The following is a 17,188-nucleotide window of genomic DNA, read 5'->3' as shown; positions in this document are numbered from 1 at the left end:
CGGCTAGAGCTCCAGCACCAGGCGGGTGAAGCCCGGGGCGATGCCCGGTTCGTCGCTGCGGCGGAAGCCCATCGACGCGGCCAGGTCGAGCATCGGCGCGTTGTTGGACGGGGTGTCGCCGTAGAGCCGGTCGAGGAAGCGGCCACGCGACCACTTCACCAGCTTCTGCATCATGTGCCGGCCCAGACCCAGCCCGGAGACGTGGCTGCCGAGCAGGATGGCGTACTCCGCCTCGCGGGTATGCGGGACGATCCGCGCCCGGGCCAGCGACTCGATCATGGCCTCGCCCGGCGGCAGCGGCTCGGCGCCGACCAGGACCAGCTCGGTCTTCGGGTCGGGCCGGCACAGGCGGGCGGCGGCGGCATCGTCCAGCACGTCCTGGCCCTGCGCGAAGCGGCCGCGCAGTTCGGCCGGGCCGAGCAGGCCGAACACGCCTTGCAGGGGCGGTGCGTCCTCCGGGCGGATCGGGCGGATCAGGATCGCCCGCCGGTTGGGGAGGACGAATTCTTCGTGCCAGGGGGGTAGGCGGTTCCGGGGCATGGCTGGCAGTTTCCCATATTCGGGCGCCCGCGGTAGCGGCCCTTGACTCGGCCGTACATCGGCCCGAGGGAGCCCGGGATGGCAGGCAACGGCGATTCGGTACGCGCGATCTTCTTCGCCCTGGGCGCCAACTTCGCCATCGCCGTGGCCAAGGGCGTGGCCGCCTTCGTCACCGGTTCCGGGGCGATGCTGGCCGAGACCGTGCACTCGCTGGCCGACTGCGGCAACCAGCTGCTCCTGCTGCTGGGCCTGCGCCAGGCACGGCGCCCGGTGACGCCCGAACACCCGCTCGGCTACGGCCGCGCGATCTACTTCTGGTCGTTCCTGGTGGCGGTGATGCTGTTCAGCGTCGGCGGCATGTTCTCGGTGTACGAGGGCGTGCACAAGCTGCGGCACCCCGAGCCCCTGCAGCAGTGGTGGTGGGCGGTGGGCGTGCTGGTGTTCGCGATCGTCGCCGAAGCGATATCGATGCGCGCCTGCCTGCAGGAAGTGGACAAGGCCCGCGGCAGCCGCGGCATCTGGCAGTGGTTCCGAGAGAGCCGCCAGGCCGAGCTGGTGGTGATCTTCGGCGAGGACCTGGCCGCGCTGCTGGGCCTGGTGTTCGCGCTGGTGGCGATCGTGCTGGCGGTGGTGACCGGCAACCCGCTGTGGGACGCGATCGGCACCATCGGCATCGGCGTGCTGCTGATCGTGATCGCAGTGCTGGTGGCGGTCGAGGTGAAGGCGATGCTGATCGGGCAGAGCGTGGCCCCGTTCCTGCAGACCCAGATCGGCGAGTTCCTCGCCGCGCGGCCGGAGATCGCCCAGGTGCTGCACCTGATCACCCTGCAGCAGGGCAACGAGGTGCTGGTGTCGGTGCATGCGCGCATGCGCAGGGTCCACGATGGCCAGGCCATGCTGCGCGACATCGACCAGGTCGAGCGGGCGCTCAAGCAGCAGTTCCCGGTGGTGCGCTGGAGCTTCTTCGAACCGGAAGGCGACGACCCGGCGCCGGCCTGAGCCGCCGCCGTCCCGTCGGTCGCCGCATTGCAGACGCACGGAGGTTCCGATGGGCAAGCCACGCATTTTCCTCGGGTCGTCCGGCGCGCAGGCGAAGCTGCTGCAGGCGCTGGCGCGCGGGCTGGAGGACGTCGCCCGGGTCGAGCCGTGGACGACCTCGTTCAACCCCGGCACCACCACCCTCGAACGGCTGCTGGAGCTGACCGGCCAGGTCGACTTCGCCGCCTTCGTGTTCGCCCAGGACGACTGGACCAGCAATCCGGCGGCGGCCGCGGCCGGGTCCGCCGGCCAGGCCTCGCCGCGCGACAACGTGGTGTTCGAGGCCGGCCTGTTCGGCGGCGTGCTGGGCATGCGCCGCACCTTCATCCTGCACGCGTCCGGCGCCAAGCTGCCGACCGACCTGCTCGGCCTGACCTGCGTGCGCTACGACCCGGCGGCCAGCGCCGCGGAGGTCAAGGCGATCTGCGCCAAGCTGCGCCACGCCATCGGGGTCGAAGGACAGCGTGGCCGGCTCGAAGGCGCGTGGTGGCAGTTCTCGCTGACCCGGCGCAGCGAGCAGGAACCGTCCGCGCTGAGCCTGCTGCGGGTCGCGCGCAACCGCGCCGGCGCGCTGGAGATCGGTGGCCGCGCCTGGCAGGAGGATGGCAGCCTGTCGGCCCGCCACTGGAGCGAGGCGACCCGCGAAAAGGACGACGGCTCAGCGGTCTTCTACTACTGGCGCGGCGAGCGCCCGCTGCATCCGGACGCGCCACAGCTGGAAGGCGCGGCCGAGATCCGGCTGGAACCGGCGCCCGGGCGCGCCTCGGGCTGGTTCACGACGCGGGGCGAGGGCGTCGACACCCGCACCTCCGGCGGATACCTGCGCGCCGACGAGGAAGAGGTGGCGGTCATGGACGGTCCTGATGACCAGCGGCGCGCCGCGTTGATCGGCGAGCGGCTGACGCACAGGCAGGTGATCCGGCGCACCTGAGTCCCCCCGAGGGGTGTGCCGACGTACCGGAGGAGGCGATATGAAGCCACGCATGGAGTTCTGGAAGATCGCGCCTGATGCCTACAAGGCGATGCTGGGGCTGGACGGCTACCTGCACGGGTCGGGACTGGCAGCGTCGCTGCTGGAACTGGTCAAGCTGCGCGCCTCGCAGATCAACGGCTGCGCCTACTGCATCGACATGCACTGGAAGGAAGCGCGCGCGGCCGGCGAGAGCGATCAGCGCCTGTACGGCCTGGATGCCTGGCGCGAGGCGCCGTACTACGACGAGCGCGAGCGCGCGGCGCTGGAATGGACCGAGGCGCTGACCCGGATCACCGACGGCCACGTGCCGGACGAGGTCTTCGAAGCGGTGCGCCCGCATTCCAGCGAGCGCGAGCTGGTCGACATCACCTGGGCGGTGGCCGCGATCAACGCCTGGAACCGGGTGGCGATCGCGATGCGTTCGGTGGCCGGGTCGTACCGGGTACGCAGCCACGCGGGCAGCTGAACCTGCCGGTCAGCCGTCCTCGCGCTTGATCCACTCCAGCCGGGTCGAGGCGCCGGCTTCGCCCAGGGTGTCCTGCAGCACCGGCAGCACCGGGGCCAGCGCCTCGTCCAGCTTCCATGGCGGGTTGAGCACGGCCATGCCACTGCCGTTGAGACGCAGCGGCGAGTCGTCCGGGCGCACCAGCAGCTCGGCCAGCAGCACCGCGCGCGCCCCAGGCAGCCTGGCGAGGTTGCGGAAGAACGGCTGCAGGCTGCGGCGGCGTTTGATCGGGTACCAGATCGCGCAGACCGCCTGCGGCCAGCGTTGCAGGGCCTCGCCGACCGCCTCGACCACGCGCGGGTACTCGGCCTCCTGGGCCTCGTAGGGCGGGTCGACCAGGACCAGGCCGCGGGCGAAGCGGACCCCGTCCACGCGTGGCGGCAGCAGGGCGCGCACCGCGGCGTAGCCGTCGCGGGCGTGCACGGCCACGCGTGCGTCGCCGGCGAACAGGGCCTTCAGCGCGGCCGCTTCCTCCGCCTGCAGTTCGCAGGCGGCCAGGCGGTCCTGCGCGCGCATGGCGCGGGCGGTGAGCAGCGGCGAGCCGGGGTAGGCGACCAGGCTGTCGACCGGATTGTCGGCGGCCACGGCCTGCAGGTAGCGCTCCAGCGCCGGCGGCAGGCCCTTGCGCCGGGCCAGCTGCAGGATGCCGGTGGTGGCCTCGCTGGTGCGATGGGCCTCGTCGCCCTGCAGCAGGTAGCGGCCGCGGCCGGCGTGGGTGTCGAGGACGAAGAACGGGGCGTCCTTGCGCAGCAGCGCGTCGAGCATGGCCAGCAGGACGACATGCTTGAGCACGTCGGCGTGGTTGCCGGCATGGAAGGCGTGGCGGTAGTTCATGCCCGCCAGTGTAAGGCGCGGCGCCGCGTTTCAGCCGAGCAGGGCGCGGGCGGCGTCGACGAAACGCTCCAGCGCGTCGCGCGAACCAGGGCTGCGGCGCAGGTGTTCCACCGCCGCGCCCAGCCGGCTGGCGCCGACCAGGCCACAGCCGGCCTGCAGGCGGTGCAGGCGCGCGCGCACCGCGCCGCTGTCGCCGCGGTCCACGCCCTCGACCACCTCGCGGCGCGCCTCCGGCAGCTCGGCCAGGAACAGCTCGCGCAGGGCCTTCACGTTGGCCGGGTCGCCGTTGAGGGCCCGCGCGGCGGCGTCGTTGTCCCAGTCGGGCAGGTCCATGCCCTCGGCCAGCGCATCGCGCACCGCAGTGACCAGCTCGCGCGCGGCCAGCGGCTTGACCAGCACGTCGCGGAAGCCGGCCTGCAGGGCCTGGCTGCGCACGCTGCGGTCGGCATCGGCGGTGTGCGCCAGCGCCAGCGGCGGATGCGGCCACTGCCGCTGCAGCTGGGCCAGCAGTTCGTTGCCGGAGCCGTCGGGGAGGGTAAGGTCGATCAGCCACAGGTCGTGGCGGAGGGCGCGGGCGCGGTCCAGCGCGGCGGCGCGGGTGGCGGCCACTTCGATGGTGGCCGGAAGCGCCTCAAGCACCGCGGTGAAGTAGGCCTGGCTGATCGCATCGTCCTCGACCAGCAGGATGCGGGGAAGCGGGTCTCGCGATTCCATGCGGGCTGACTCCCTGTCGGCTGGGGCCATGTTAGCGCTGGCCCCGCGGGGGGCAATCCCCGGGAAGTCATGGCTGCGACCGATGTCATCTGGGACAATGTACGGCCTTGTTGCTTCCCCCAGCCGTCTCCGTGGCCCGACTCGATCGCACCCCCTTCCGCGTTGAAATCCTTGATCTGAGCCACGATGGCCGCGGCGTCGCCCGCCGCGACGACGGCAAGACCGTGTTCGTCGCCGGCGCACTGCCGGGCGAGGTGGTGATGGCCGAGCAGACCGCGCGCAGCCGCAGCTTCGACGAGGCGCGCACGCTGGAGGTGCTGCAGGCCTCGCCGGACCGGGTCCAGCCGCGCTGCCCGCATTTCGGCACCTGTGGCGGCTGCGTGCTGCAGCATCTGGACGAGACCAAGCAGATCCTGGCCAAGCAGCGGGTGCTGCTGGAGAACCTGGAGCGGATCGGCAAGGTCCAGCCGGGCCGGGTGCTGGAACCGCTGACCGCCGACAGCTGGGGTTACCGCCGCAAGGGCCGGTTCTCGGTGCGCCGGGTCAACAAGAAAGACAAGACCTTGGTCGGCTTCCGCGAACAGGATCCGCGCTTCGTCGCCGACCTGTCGGTCTGCTACACGACGATCCCGGAGATCGGCCTGAAGGTGCAGGCGCTGGCGGCGCTGGTCGACAGCCTGCAGGCGCGCGATTCGATCCCGCAGATCGAGTTCATCGCCGGCGACGGCGCGATCGCGCTGACGGTGCGCCACCTGGTGCCGCTGGTCGAGTCCGACAAGGCGGCGCTGGTGGCGTTCGGGCGCGAGCACGGTTTCGCGATCTTCCTGCAGCCGAAGGGGATCGACAGCGTGCATCCGCTGGAAGGCGAGGCGCCGCAGCTGGCGTTCCGGCTGCCGCAGTGGGACGTGGAACTGGCGTTCCGGCCGCTGGACTTCATCCAGGTGAACGCGCGGCTCAACGAGAAGATGATCGCGCGGGCGCTGGAGCTGCTGGACGCGCAGCCGGGCGAGCGGGTGCTGGACCTGTTCTGCGGGCTGGGCAACTTCACCTTGCCGCTGGCGCGCGGGGTGGCTGAGGTGGTGGGCGTGGAAGGCGATGCGGGGCTGGTGGCGCGGGCGCGTGCGAACGCGCAGCGCAACGGGCTGGCCAACGCGGAATTCTTCGCCGCCGACCTGACCCAGGACCAGCGCGGCACGCCGTGGATGCGCCGCGGCTTCGACAAGCTGCTGCTGGACCCGCCGCGCTCGGGCGCGGACGAGGTGCTCAAGCAGCTGCCGCTGCAGGGCATCGACCGGATCGTCTACGTGAGCTGCCATCCGGGTTCGCTCGCGCGCGACGCGGGCTTCCTGGTCCACGAGCGCGGCTACCGGCTGGTGGCGGCGGGGGTGATGGACATGTTTCCGCACACGGCGCACGTGGAAAGCATCGCGCTGTTCGAGCGGCGCCGGGACTGAGCAAGGGCGCTGGCGACATGTGGCGCGTCGCCACGCGCCATCTGCCTCGCCGCATCACCCTGCGATCTGCCCGGTGGTGGGGGCGTCGGGTTCTGGTGGCCAGCTCCGGACGGAGCCGCGGAGCACCACGTCTTCAGGCGCTTTGATGCCGCGGCTTCGTTCTCCATCTTCCCCCGGGGCGGCTACCGCCTGCGCCGCAGGCACCTCAATCCAGACGCCTCTGTAGAGTCGGGCTTGCCCGACTCCCACGCCGGATGTCCCGGCGCCCGTAGGAAAAGCAGCGGGGCGAGCCCCGCTCTACAGGTGGGCGAGGGCGCTAGCTAGAGCGGGCGCTTGCCCGGATCGCCGGCGACTTCGCGGACCAGCTTCGGCACGAGGTAGCCGGACAGCCGCCCCGCCAGCTGGCGATGCAGTTCGCGCGCGCGTTCGTCTTCGACCTCGAAGTGGGCCACACCCTGCACGCGGTCGAGCTGGTGCAGGTAGTACGGCAGGACGCCGGCCGCGTAGCCGCGTTCGCACAGGTCGGCCAGGGCGTCGACGCTGTCGTTGACGCCGCGCAGGAGCACGGCCTGGTTGAGCAGCTGGGCGCCGGCGCGGCGCAGGCGGGCGAGGGCGGCGTCGACGGCGGCGTCGAACTCGTTGGCGTGGTTGGCGTGGATGACGAAGGCCACCGGCCAGGGCAGGGCCGACAGCCACTCCACCAGGGCGTCGTCGACCCGCTCCGGCAGGACCACCGGCAGGCGGCTGTGGATGCGCAGGCGCCTGATGTGCGGGATCGCGGCCAGGCGGGCGGTCAGCTCGGCCAGCTTGGGCGTGGCCAGCGACAGCGGGTCGCCGCCGGACAGGATGACCTCGTCGATTCCCGTGTCGGCGGCGATCGCGGCCACCGCGCCGGCCCAGCCGTCACGTGCGGCGGTTTCGTCGGCGTAGGGGAAATGGCGGCGGAAGCAGTAGCGGCAGTTGATCGCGCAGCTGCCGGTGGCCACCAGCAGGGCGCGGCCGCGGTACTTCTGGATTACGCCGTCGGCCTTCTTCGCCGCGGCGTCGCCGACCGCGTCCAGGCTGAAGCCGGGCACGATCCGCGCCTCGTCGGGCACCGGCAGGACCTGGCGCAGCAGCGGGTCGTGCAGGTCGCCGGGGCGCATGCGGGCGATGAAGCCGCGCGGCACCCGCAGCGGGAACTGCGCCGCGGCGGCGTCGGAAATGCCGGCGGCGGCCTCGTCCAGGCCCAGCAGGCGCAGCAGTTCCCGCGGGTCGCGCACGCCCTCGCGCCATAGCCGCTGCCAGCGCGGCGTGGCGGCGGCAGGGTCGTGGGGGGGCGCCGGAGCGGGGGCCGGCTGCAGGGGCAGGGGGGCTGCAGGTATCATGTGGGGCCTGAGAAGACGCGCCCGCCGGGTTCCGGCGGGCTCCCCACATTCTAACTGCCCCGGCCGCCGTCTTCCGCGGCGGTCCCTGCCATACCCAAGGAGTTCCCATGGCCTCTTACGGCATGAACGACGTCAAGAACGGGATGAAGATCCTGGTCAACAACGAGCCCGCGATCATCACCGATACCGAGTACGTCAAGCCGGGCAAGGGCCAGGCCTTCACCCGGGTGAAGTACCGCCAGATCCGCACCGGCCGCGTGCAGGAAATCACCATGAAGTCGACCGACTCGGTCGAGGCCGCCGACGTCGTCGATACCGACATGCAGTACCTGTACAGCGACGGCGAGTACTGGCACTTCATGCAGAAGGAGACCTTCGAGCAGGTCCAGGCCGACAAGGCCGGCGTCGGCGACGCCGCCAAGTGGCTCAAGGGCGAGGAGGACTGCGTGGTCACGCTGTGGAACGGCAACCCGATCCAGGTCACCCCGCCGAACTTCGTCGAGCTCCGCATCGTCGAGACCGACCCCGGCGTGAAGGGCGACACCGCCGGCACCGGCGGCAAGCCGGCCACCCTGGAGACCGGCGCCGTGGTCCGCGTGCCGCTGTTCGTCGCCCAGGACGAAGTCATCCGCGTCGACACCCGCTCGGGCGAGTACGTCTCGCGCGTGAAGTAAGCCGATGACCCAAGCCGGCCTGTACGAGAACAGCCAGCCGCAGGCCTGCGACCTGCTGATCGAAGCCGGCTGGGTGGTTCCGGTCGAACCGCACGGCGTGGTCCTGGAGGACCACGCCGTCGCCGTTTCCGGCGGCCGCATCGTCGCGCTGCTGCCGGTGGCGGAGGCGCGCGCGCGCTTTGCCGCCGCCGAAGTGGTGCAGCGCCCGGACGCGGTGCTGATCCCGGGCCTGGTCAACGCCCATACCCACAACCCGATGACCCTGCTGCGCGGCATCGCCGACGACCTGCCGCTGATGACCTGGCTGCAGCAGCACATCTGGCCGGTGGAAGCGGCGGTGATCGGCCCGGACTTCGTCGCCGACGGCATGCGCCTGGCGATCGCCGAGATGCTCCGCGGCGGCACCACCTGCGCCAACGAGAATTACTTCTTCCCGGACGTGCAGGCGGCGGTCTACAAGAAGCATGGCTTCCGCGCGCTGGTCGGCCTGCCGGTGATCAACTTCCCGACGGCCTGGGCGCGCAGCGACGACGAGTACTTCGACAAGGCCGGCGAGGTGCACGACCAGTGGCGCGACGATCCGCTGGTCGCCACCGCGTTCGCCCCGCACGCACCGTACACGGTCAGCGACGCGAACTTCGAGCGCGTGCGCATGCTCTCGGACCAGCTGGACATGCAGGTCCACCTGCACACCCACGAGACCGCGCAGGAAATCGCCGATTCGCTGAAGGAATTCGGCCAGCGCCCGCTGGCCCGGCTGGACCGGCTGGGCCTGGTCAACGACCGCCTGATCGCGGTGCACATGACCCAGCTGACGGAAGGCGAGATCCACCTGTGCGCCGCGCGTGGCGTGCACGTGGCGCACTGCCCCGAGTCCAACCTGAAGCTGGCCTCCGGTTTCTGCCCGGCCTGCGCCCTGCAGCGCGCCGGCGTGAACCTGGCCATCGGCACCGACGGCTGCGCCAGCAACAACGACCTGGACATGTTCGGCGAGCTGCGCACCGCCGCGCTGCTGGCCAAGGCCGTGGCCAACGACGCCACCGCGCTCGACGCGGCCACCACGCTGCGTGCGGCTACCCTGGGCGGCGCGCGCGCGCTGGGCTTCGGCGACCGCATCGGCTCGATCGAGCCGGGCAAGGACGCCGACCTGGTATGCGTGGACCTGTCCGAACTGGAGACCCAGCCGCTGCACCACGTGCTGTCGCAGCTGGTCTACGCCTGCGGCCGCCAGCAGGTCAGCGACGTGTGGATCGCCGGCCAGCGCAAGCTCGACCAGCGCGAGCTGGTCGACATCGACACCGCGGCGCTGATCGCCAACGCCCGCCAGTGGCGCGCGCGCATCGCCGCACTGGGCCGTTGAGGCCACAGGAGTTCCCATGAGCGAACAGATCCACGCCGGCGCTACGGCGCCGCACAACTACCACCAGGCCGAGCTGGACAAGTTCGCCGCCCTGGCCAACCGCTGGTGGGACCCGGATGGTCCGCAGAAGGCGCTGCACGTGCTCAATCCGGTGCGCCTGGACTACGTGAGGCAGCGCGTGGCGCTGGCCGACCTGCCGGTGCTGGACGTCGGTTGCGGCGGCGGCCTGCTGAGCGAGGCGCTGGCCCGCGCCGGCGCCCAGGTCACCGCGATCGATCTGGCCCCGGATCTGGTCAAGGTCGCGCGCCTGCACGGCCTGGAATCGGGCGTGCAGGTCGACTACCAGGTCAAGGCGATCGAAGAGCTGGCCGAAGAGCGGCCGGGCAGCTTCGGTGCGATCACCTGCATGGAAATGCTCGAGCACGTGCCCGACCCGGCGTCGATCATCGCCGGCTGCGCGAAGCTGCTGCGCCCGGGCGGGCGCCTGTTCCTGTCCACGCTCAACCGCACCCCGGCAGCGTTCGCGCTGGCCATCGTCGGCGCCGAGTACGTGGCCCGGCTGCTGCCCAAGGGCACGCACCGCTACGCCGACTTCATCAGGCCTTCGGAACTGGCCGCGTGGCTGCGCGCCGCCGAGTTGCAGCTGGAGGACGTGAGCGGCCTGTTCTACGACCCGCTGCGCCAGCGCGCCAGCCTGTCGCGGCGCACCGAAGTGAACTACCTGGCCTGCGCGGTCAAGGCCGGCGCCTGAGCATGGACGGTTTCAGCCAGGCCGCGCGCGCCGGCTTCCCGGCGGTGGCCCTGTTCGACCTGGACGGGACGTTGCTGGACAGCGCCCCGGACATGCTGGCGACCGCCAACCGCATGCTCGCCGCCCGCGGCCGCGCGCCGACCACCCTGGCCGCACTGCGCCAGCACGTGTCCAAGGGTGCGCGGGCGATGATCGCCGCCAGCTTCCCGGACCTGGACGCGGGCGAGCGCGAGGCCATGGTTCCCGAGTTCCTCGCCGTCTACCGCGAGGAGCTGGGTCGGCACAGCGTGCTGTTCGACGGCATCGAGGCGATGCTGCAGGTGCTGGAAGCGTCCGGCGCGCGCTGGGGCATCGTCACCAACAAGCCCGAGTACCTGGCCCGCGACGTGGTCGCCGGGCTGGGCTGGCAGCAGCGCTGCGCAGTGCTGGTCGGCGGCGACACCTGTCCGGAGAAGAAGCCGCACCCGATGCCGCTGCTGGAAGCGGCGCGCCGGCTGGGCGTGGCGCCGGAGGCCTGCGTCTACGTCGGCGACGACGAGCGCGACGTGGCCGCCGCGCGCGCCGCGGGCATACCTTCGGTGGCGGTCACCTGGGGCTACCGGCTGGACCACGAGGACCCGTGGAGCTGGCGCGCCGACGTGCTGGCGCAGCAGCCGGCCGAGCTGCTGCAGCCACAGGCCTGGCCGCGCGGCCGCGGTTGAGGTCCGACATGTCGCAGGCCTACGACAGCTTCATCGAGAAGTGGCGCACCCGCTGGCCGGAATGGACGGTGGCCGAGGTGTTCGTGCCTCCGGCGCAGCGCCAGCGCACGCTGGTCTGGTTCGCGCTGCTGCAGGAATTCGACGACATCCTCAACATCGGCGGCGACCCGTTGCCGGCCGACGCCAAGCTCGGCTGGTGGGCCACCGAGCTGCGCGACTGGGCGGCGCAGCGCTCGCGCCATCCGCTCGGCCGGGTGCTGGAACCGGTGCGCGCGCCCTGGGCCGAGCTGGCCGGGGCGCTGCCGGAACTGACTGGGGCGCGGGCGCGCCCCCAGGACGGCGAGGCCGCGTTCGCGGCGCTGGCCGGATTCGGCGCGGCGGTGGCCGCGGTCGAGGCGGCGGTGCTGGAAGGGCAGTCGGCCACGCCGCGGGCGGTGATCGCCCAGGTCCTGGCCCAGCGCCTGGCCGAGGCGGGGCTGGAAGCAGTGCCGTTGGCGCTGCAGTCCACCTCCGGCCCGGCGGCTGCCAGCGAGCAGGCCCAGCGTGCCTGGGCCGCCGAGCTGCTGCGTGCCTGGCCCGCGCGCGGGGCGGGGCCGCGTCCGCGCCGGGTCTGGGCCAGCCTGGCCCGCCAGCGCCTGGCCCCGGTCGCCGCCGGGCGTGTCCCGCGGCCGGGCCGGCAGCCGCTGCGCGTGCTCTGGAATGCCTGGCGGGCCGCGGCCGGGGATTGAGTCCGGCGGCCGCGCATCGGCGGGATGTGCTGTTGCGGCTGAACGGCACGCGACAGTCCGTTGCAGCGATCCGGCCGGCAGTGCCGACCCCAGCGGCTACAATGGCGCCCATCCGGACCTGCCTGGTCCCACGCCACCTTCCCCTCCCGGCAGCCCCTCCGACGCTTCCGCCAGGAAGCCGGGCCGCCCGCTCCCCCAGATCGCCGCCATGTCCGTTCCCGCCATCGCTCCTGCTTCCCTGCCTGACGTCGCCCTCCAGGCGCCGGCGCTCGCGCGCCCGCTGGACTGGGTGGGCATGGACGGCATCGCCGTGCCGATCCGGGTCGCGGACGGGCAGGGCGGCCAGGTCCAGGTCGCCGCGCAGGCGGACATCTCGGTGAACCTGGCCCGCGAAGGCGAGCGTGGCATCCACATGTCGCGCCTGTACCTGCGCCTGCAGCAGGGGCTGGCCCGCCAAGAGATCACCCCCGGCGGGCTGCGCCGCTTCCTGCAGGAAAGCATCGACTCGCAGTCCGGCCTGGCCACCCGCGCGCGCCTGCGCCTGCGCTATGAGGCGCTGCTGCTGCGCGGCGCGCTGCGCAGCGACAACGCCGGCTGGAAGAGCTATCCGGTGGAGATCGAGGCGATCCTCGCCGATGGCCACCTGAAGCTGGTGCTGGGCTTCGGCCTGGAATACTCCAGTACCTGCCCGTGCTCGGCGGCGCTGTCGCGCCAGGCCAACGCGGCGCGGCTGCTGGCCGATTTTGAGGGCGTGCCGACGCTGAAGGTCGAAGAGGTCGCCGCCTGGCTGGCCTCGGACCGCGGCATGGCGGCGACCCCGCACGCGCAGCGCAGCGAGGCGCGGGTGCGGGTGGAGCTGCGCCCGCAGTTCGACGAGCTGCCGCTGGTGGCGCTGATCGATGCGCTGGAAACCTCGCTGGGCACGCCGGTGCAGACCGCGGTCAAGCGCGAGGACGAGCAGGCCTTCGCCGAGCTCAACGCGGCCAACCTGATGTTCTGCGAGGATGCGGCGCGCCGGGTCGCTTCGGTGCTGTCGTCCGATCCGCACGTGGAGCGCTACGAGGCCACGGTCTCGCACTTCGAGAGCCTGCACCCGCACGACGCCGTCGCCACCGTCAGCGGCGCCGGCCCGGCGGCCTGATTCGCTCCCCTCTCCCGGTGGGAGAGGGACCTGAAGGCGCCGGCATCCATTCGTCGCGGTAGCCCGGATAAGCGAAGCGCATCCGGGAACCGGCTCGGGCAGGCGTTGGATCAGGTGTGGCGGGAGCATTGCTACTGCAAGCAACAGCAGCAGTGGTGGGGATGCAGGTTTCTGAAGGAGCCGCGGCAGTGCGGGGGTATCCCGCATCGCGCGGTTCCGCCGTCAATGGCTCCAACACGCGAGCGCAGGCCATCCATGGCCTGCTTGCGGGATACCCCCGCACTGCCGCGTCTTCCGGCGCTCCCGGGTCCTGGCTTCGGTCGTTGTTTCCCTCTCCCGACTCTGCTCTGCGCCCCGGCGGCGCGCGCCTCTGGCGCCTCACCCCGGACGAAGAGGGGCTCGTGTAGCCCGGATAAGCGAAGCGCATCCGGGGCCCGGAGCGCGGCAGGCGTCGGGTCGAAGTGGCGGGCAATTATCCCCGGATGCGGCCTGCGGCCTTATCCGGGCTACGCGATCGCTTCGTCGGGTTGCCGGTCGAAGCCAAGGAGCTGGACGCCATAGAGGACGCCGGACCCCGGGTGTCCGGGGCAAGTGGCCCATGGATGGTCCGCGGACATGGACATGGACGTTATTCCGGGCGGTGACCCGATACCCGGGTGCGGCGGCCGCGTCCGGAGCCGCGCCCCGATGTCATGGCGCCGGCGATCTGGGGGAAAGCGCCGCCGCGTGCGGCGCGCGGGGAACGACCGCGTTACCTGCGCTCCAGTACCAGCAGCGGGTCGATGCGCGTGTCGAACCAGCTCATCCCCCAATGCAGGTGCGGCCCCGTCGCCCGGCCGGTGGCGCCGACGGCGCCGATCACCTGGCCCTGTTCGACGCGGTCGCCGACCTTCACGTCGATCCGCGACAGGTGCAGGAAGTTGGAGCTGATGCCGAAGCCGTGGTCCAGCAGCACGGTGCCGCCGGTAAGGTAAAGGTCCGGGGCGGCGAAGGTGACCACGCCGGCGGCCGGGGCCTTGATCGGCGTGCCGGTGGGCGCGGCGATGTCCATGCCGGAGTGCGGCGAGCCGGGCTTGCCGTTGTACACGCGCTGGTTGCCGAAGCGGCCGCTGATCCGGCCTTCGACCGGCCACACGAACGGGCGGGCGAAGTCGGTGCGGTCGTCGTCGCGTTCGCGCGCGGCGCTGACCTGGGCCTGTTCGCGGCGGATCCGCTCGGCGATCTCCGGCGGCGGATCGACGGTCTTCGGCGGCACGCCGTCTACGCGCTGCACCGGCCAGTCGCGTGGGGTCACCGCGATCCGCGCATCGACCCGGCTGCCGTCCGGGCGCACCACGGCCACCTGCACCGGCCCGGCCTGGTCGCGGCCCACGCCGAACACCACCGTGCCGTAGCCGCTGCTGCGCAGGCTGCGGCCGGCGTACTCGACGCGGCTGCCCGGCGGCACCTTGCCGATCACCATCGCGCCTTGCTGCACGCTGGGCGGGAACACCACCCGGTCGTCACCAGCAGCGGAGGCCGGCGCTGCGACCGCGGCCGCCAGCAACGCGGCCAGCGCCAGCCGTGAACCCGTGGACCGGGCCAGCGAACCGGCCGCGACCGACAGCATGCGCCACGCGGCGCCGATACCCCGCATCAGCGCGCGAACTCCAGGCGCCGCCCCTGCGGCGCGCCGACCAGTTCGCGGCCGTTCCAGGCCAGCTGGCCATTCACCCAGGTCGAAGCGATGCGCGAGCGGAAGGTGGTGCCCTCGAACGGCGACCAGCCGCACTTGCTCAGCACGTCCTCGCGGCGCACGGTCAGCGGCTGGTCGTCGACCAGCACCAGGTCGGCCCAATAGCCCTCGCGGAGGAAGCCGCGTTCGGCCACGTCGAACAGCTGCGCCGGGGCGTGGCTGGCCTTCTGCACCACGCGGGCGATGTCCAGCTTGCCCTCGTGGACCAGTTCGATCGCCGCCAGCAGCGCGTACTGCACCAGCGGCAGGCCCGAAGGCGCCTGCAGGTAGGGCTTCTGCTTCTCCTCGAGGGTGTGCGGGGCGTGGTCGGTGGCCAGCACGTCGATCACGTCGTCGACCAGGGCCTGGGTGATGGCCTGGCGGTCGGAGGCGTCCTTGATCGCCGGATTGCACTTGATGAAGTTGCCCAGCCGCGCGTAGTCGGCGCGGTCGAAGCGCAGGAAGTGGATGCAGGTCTCGGCGGTGATCTTCTTGCGCACCTTGCCGTCGGCGCCCACCAGCGGGCCGCGCTCGAACAGGGCCAGCTCGTCGGCGGTGGAGATGTGCAGCACGTGCAGGCGGGTGCCGTGGCGGCGCGCCAGCTCCAGGGCCAGGCGGGTCGACTTGATGCAGGCTTCGCGCGAGCGGATGTCCGGATGCATGTCCGGGGTGAGGTTCTCCTCGCCGTACCGGGCCTTGAATTCGGCCAGGGTGCGGTCGATGGTCGGGGTGTCCTCGCAGTGGGTGATGATCGGGGTCGGGGCCTCGCGGAAGATCCCGTCCAGGGTCTCCGGGTTGTCGACCAGCATGTTGCCGGTGGACGCGCCCATGAACACCTTGATGCCCGGCGCCGTCTTCGGGTCCAGCGAGCGCACCGCCTCGAGGTTGTCGTTGCTGGCGCCCAGGTAGAAGCCGTGGTTGCCCCAGGCGCGGCCCTTCGCCGCCGCGTACTTGGCTTCCAGCGCGGCCGCGTCGAGGGTGGGCGGGTTGGTGTTGGGCATGTCCATGAAGCTGGTCAGCCCGCCGGCCACGGCCGCGGCCGATTCGGTGGCGATGTCGCCCTTGTGGGTCAGGCCGGGCTCGCGGAAGTGGACCTGGTCGTCGATCATCCCCGGCAGCAGCCAGCGGCCGCGCGCGTCCACGACTTCCTCGCCGGCGCGGGCCTGCAGGCCCTGGCCGATCGCGGCGATGCGGCCATGCTCGATGCGCAGGTCGCCTTCCTGTTCGCGTCCTTCGTTGACCAGGCGGGCGTTGACGATCAGGGTGCTCATCGGTGGTTTCCTGTGCAGGAGCAGGGCGGTTCGCCGGTGCGTTCGGGGACCGGATCGAAGCCGCCAGGATGGAGGGGATGGCAGCGCGCGAGGCGGCGCGCGGCGAGCCAGCTGCCGCGCAGTGCGCCATGGCGCTGGATCGCCTGCATCGCGTATTCGGAACAGCTGGGCACGAAGCGGCAACGCGGGCCCAGCAGCGGGCTCACGAAACGCTTGTAGCCACGCAGTGCCAGGATGAGCAGGCGATCGATCACTTCGCCATCATACCGTCCGTAATACAAGGTTGCCCCCCCGGGTGGGGTGAGCTATAAAGGCGCGCTTTCCCGGCAACGGGAAAAACCAGAGAGGAACCTTCGTACGTGGCTGCCAAGAAACCCGTGAAGAAGTCCGCCAAGCCGGCCAAGAAGCCCGCCGCTCCCGCCAGGAAGACGGTCGTCGCCAAGAAGACTGCGACGAAGAAGGCGGTTGCCAAGAAACCCGCCCCGGCCAAGACCGCCAAGCCCGCTGCCAAGAAGGTGGCCAAGGCCCCGGCCAAGAAGGCCCCGGCCAAGGCCGCCAAGCCGGCGGCGAAGAAGGCGGCTCCCGCCAAGGCACCGGCCAGGAAGGCTGCTCCAGCCAGCAAGGCCGCTCCCGCCAGGAAGGCGGCACCGGCGAAGAAGGTTCCAGTCAAATCCGCGGCGAAGCCGGCACCCAAGCAGGTCGCCACCAAGCCGTCCCCAGCCAAACAGGCCCCCATCAAGCAGACGCCCGCCGAACCGGCCCCCGCAGGAAAAGCTTCCCCGAAGCCCACTCCCGCCAAGCCGGCGCCGGCGCCCGCTCCAGCAGCAAGCAAGCCCCCCGTGCCCCAGAAATCCCCCGTGAAGTCCAGCAACACCACGACCGCCCCGCCGCCGAAGGGCAAGGTCGCCGTCGCCGTCGTTACCAAAAAGCCCGACGCGCCGGCGCCGCGTGCTCCGACCCGCGTGGTCGAGTACCAGATCGACGAGGCCACCGGCCGTCCGCTGCTGCCCAAGGGCTACCGTCCCTCGCCGGACGAGGAGTACATGAACCCGCTGCAGCAGGAGTACTTCCGCCAGCGGCTGCTGCAGTGGCGTGCGGACCTGGTCGAGGAATCGAAGCAGACCATCGAGAACCTCAAGGACGAAGTGCGCGACATCGGCGACGAGGCCGAGCGTGCCACCCGCGAGACCGAGAACTCGCTGGAACTGCGTACCCGCGACCGCTACCGCAAGCTGATCGGCAAGATCGACAGCACGCTCAAGCGCCTGGAAGCCGGCGACTACGGCTACTGCGTCGACACCGGCGAGGAAATCGGCCTGGAGCGCCTGGAGGCGCGCCTGACCGCCGAGCGCACCCTCGACGCCCAGGAACGCTGGGAGCACATGCAGAAGCAGCAGGGCGAGTAAGCCCCGCCGCCAGCATG

At 71.7% G+C, this 17,188-nt stretch carries 18 protein-coding genes; 11 read left to right on the top strand and 7 right to left on the bottom strand.

Features of this window, described 5'->3' with window-relative positions; all coding sequences use genetic code 11:
- Positions 1-3: 3 nt before the first annotated feature.
- Complete coding sequence (locus PSEJ35_RS0108260) at positions 4-540, bottom strand: GNAT family N-acetyltransferase (RefSeq protein WP_028917376.1); 537 nt, start codon at positions 538-540, stop codon at positions 4-6.
- A gap of 78 nt (positions 541-618) precedes the next feature.
- Here PSEJ35_RS0108260 and PSEJ35_RS0108255 point away from each other — a divergent pair, with 78 nt between their 5' ends.
- From PSEJ35_RS0108255 to PSEJ35_RS0108245, 3 genes are read left to right on the top strand one after another with little or no spacing between them, the layout of a single operon-like run.
- Positions 619-1,539 (top strand): cation diffusion facilitator family transporter, encoded by a 921-nt coding sequence (locus PSEJ35_RS0108255; protein ID WP_028917375.1) that lies wholly within the window; start codon positions 619-621, stop codon positions 1,537-1,539.
- A gap of 49 nt (positions 1,540-1,588) precedes the next feature.
- On the top strand, positions 1,589-2,509 hold the full coding sequence (locus PSEJ35_RS0108250; RefSeq protein WP_028917374.1) for a TIR domain-containing protein: 921 nt from the start codon (positions 1,589-1,591) through the stop codon (positions 2,507-2,509).
- Positions 2,510-2,549: 40 nt separating this feature from the next.
- Positions 2,550-3,017: a carboxymuconolactone decarboxylase family protein gene (locus PSEJ35_RS0108245; protein WP_028917373.1), complete on the top strand. Its 468-nt coding sequence runs from the start codon at positions 2,550-2,552 to the stop codon at positions 3,015-3,017.
- Between the two features lie 9 nt (positions 3,018-3,026).
- Here PSEJ35_RS0108245 and rlmJ read toward each other — a convergent pair whose 3' ends face one another.
- Positions 3,027-3,890 (bottom strand): 23S rRNA (adenine(2030)-N(6))-methyltransferase RlmJ, encoded by an 864-nt coding sequence (gene rlmJ, locus PSEJ35_RS0108240; RefSeq protein WP_028917372.1) that lies wholly within the window; start codon positions 3,888-3,890, stop codon positions 3,027-3,029.
- A gap of 30 nt (positions 3,891-3,920) precedes the next feature.
- The gene (locus tag PSEJ35_RS0108235) at positions 3,921-4,604 is read right to left on the bottom strand and encodes a response regulator (protein WP_028917371.1); all 684 of its coding nucleotides are present in this window, start codon (positions 4,602-4,604) and stop codon (positions 3,921-3,923) included.
- Positions 4,605-4,735: 131 nt separating this feature from the next.
- On the opposite strand from PSEJ35_RS0108235, the gene rlmD reads away from it, so the two are divergent.
- Positions 4,736-6,058 carry a 23S rRNA (uracil(1939)-C(5))-methyltransferase RlmD gene (gene rlmD, locus PSEJ35_RS0108230; RefSeq protein WP_028917370.1) on the top strand — a complete coding sequence of 441 codons (1,323 nt, stop codon included), beginning with the start codon at positions 4,736-4,738 and terminating at the stop codon, positions 6,056-6,058.
- A gap of 320 nt (positions 6,059-6,378) precedes the next feature.
- Here rlmD and epmB read toward each other — a convergent pair whose 3' ends face one another.
- Positions 6,379-7,425, bottom strand: coding sequence for an EF-P beta-lysylation protein EpmB (gene epmB, locus PSEJ35_RS0108225; protein ID WP_028917369.1), 1,047 nt, complete (start codon positions 7,423-7,425; stop codon positions 6,379-6,381).
- A gap of 107 nt (positions 7,426-7,532) precedes the next feature.
- On the opposite strand from epmB, the gene efp reads away from it, so the two are divergent.
- The 6 genes from efp to folE2 all read left to right on the top strand — a co-directional run bounded on the left by efp (position 7,533) and on the right by folE2 (position 12,780).
- Positions 7,533-8,099 carry an elongation factor P gene (gene efp / locus PSEJ35_RS0108220; protein WP_028917368.1) on the top strand — a complete coding sequence of 189 codons (567 nt, stop codon included), beginning with the start codon at positions 7,533-7,535 and terminating at the stop codon, positions 8,097-8,099.
- Positions 8,100-8,103: 4 nt separating this feature from the next.
- Entirely contained in the window at positions 8,104-9,459 is a 1,356-nt protein-coding gene (locus tag PSEJ35_RS0108215) for a TRZ/ATZ family hydrolase (RefSeq protein WP_037082803.1), read from the top strand.
- 16 nt (positions 9,460-9,475) lie between these two features.
- On the top strand, positions 9,476-10,210 hold the full coding sequence (ubiG, locus tag PSEJ35_RS0108210) for a bifunctional 2-polyprenyl-6-hydroxyphenol methylase/3-demethylubiquinol 3-O-methyltransferase UbiG (protein WP_051412590.1): 735 nt from the start codon (positions 9,476-9,478) through the stop codon (positions 10,208-10,210).
- A gap of 2 nt (positions 10,211-10,212) precedes the next feature.
- Positions 10,213-10,911, top strand: a complete 699-nt coding sequence (locus tag PSEJ35_RS0108205; RefSeq protein WP_028917365.1) for a phosphoglycolate phosphatase — start codon at positions 10,213-10,215, stop codon at positions 10,909-10,911.
- Positions 10,912-10,919: 8 nt separating this feature from the next.
- Positions 10,920-11,639 (top strand): phytoene synthase, encoded by a 720-nt coding sequence (locus PSEJ35_RS0108200; RefSeq protein WP_037082800.1) that lies wholly within the window; start codon positions 10,920-10,922, stop codon positions 11,637-11,639.
- Positions 11,640-11,847: 208 nt separating this feature from the next.
- Positions 11,848-12,780: a GTP cyclohydrolase FolE2 gene (folE2, locus tag PSEJ35_RS0108195; protein WP_028917363.1), complete on the top strand. Its 933-nt coding sequence runs from the start codon at positions 11,848-11,850 to the stop codon at positions 12,778-12,780.
- Positions 12,781-13,531: 751 nt separating this feature from the next.
- On the opposite strand, the gene PSEJ35_RS0108190 is transcribed toward folE2, so the two are convergent.
- From PSEJ35_RS0108190 to yidD, 3 genes are read right to left on the bottom strand one after another with little or no spacing between them, the layout of a single operon-like run.
- Positions 13,532-14,389, bottom strand: coding sequence for a M23 family metallopeptidase (locus tag PSEJ35_RS0108190; RefSeq protein WP_051412589.1), 858 nt, complete (start codon positions 14,387-14,389; stop codon positions 13,532-13,534).
- Positions 14,390-14,415: 26 nt separating this feature from the next.
- Positions 14,416-15,765 (bottom strand): dihydroorotase, encoded by a 1,350-nt coding sequence (locus PSEJ35_RS0108185; RefSeq protein WP_028917361.1) that lies wholly within the window; start codon positions 15,763-15,765, stop codon positions 14,416-14,418.
- Entirely contained in the window at positions 15,762-16,019 is a 258-nt protein-coding gene (gene yidD, locus PSEJ35_RS0108180; RefSeq protein WP_028917360.1) for a membrane protein insertion efficiency factor YidD, read from the bottom strand. Before yidD ends, PSEJ35_RS0108185 begins: the two co-directional genes overlap by 4 nt.
- 105 nt (positions 16,020-16,124) lie before the next feature.
- On the opposite strand from yidD, the gene dksA reads away from it, so the two are divergent.
- Positions 16,125-17,171: an RNA polymerase-binding protein DksA gene (gene dksA / locus PSEJ35_RS16950; protein WP_037082797.1), complete on the top strand. Its 1,047-nt coding sequence runs from the start codon at positions 16,125-16,127 to the stop codon at positions 17,169-17,171.
- Positions 17,172-17,188: the final 17 nt, after the last annotated feature.

This window comes from Pseudoxanthomonas sp. J35, from assembly GCF_000513995.1.
Classification (GTDB): Bacteria; Pseudomonadota; Gammaproteobacteria; order Xanthomonadales; family Xanthomonadaceae; genus Pseudoxanthomonas.
Note: the sequence above shows the minus strand (reverse complement) of the source record. Positions and strands in the feature narration are given on the sequence as shown.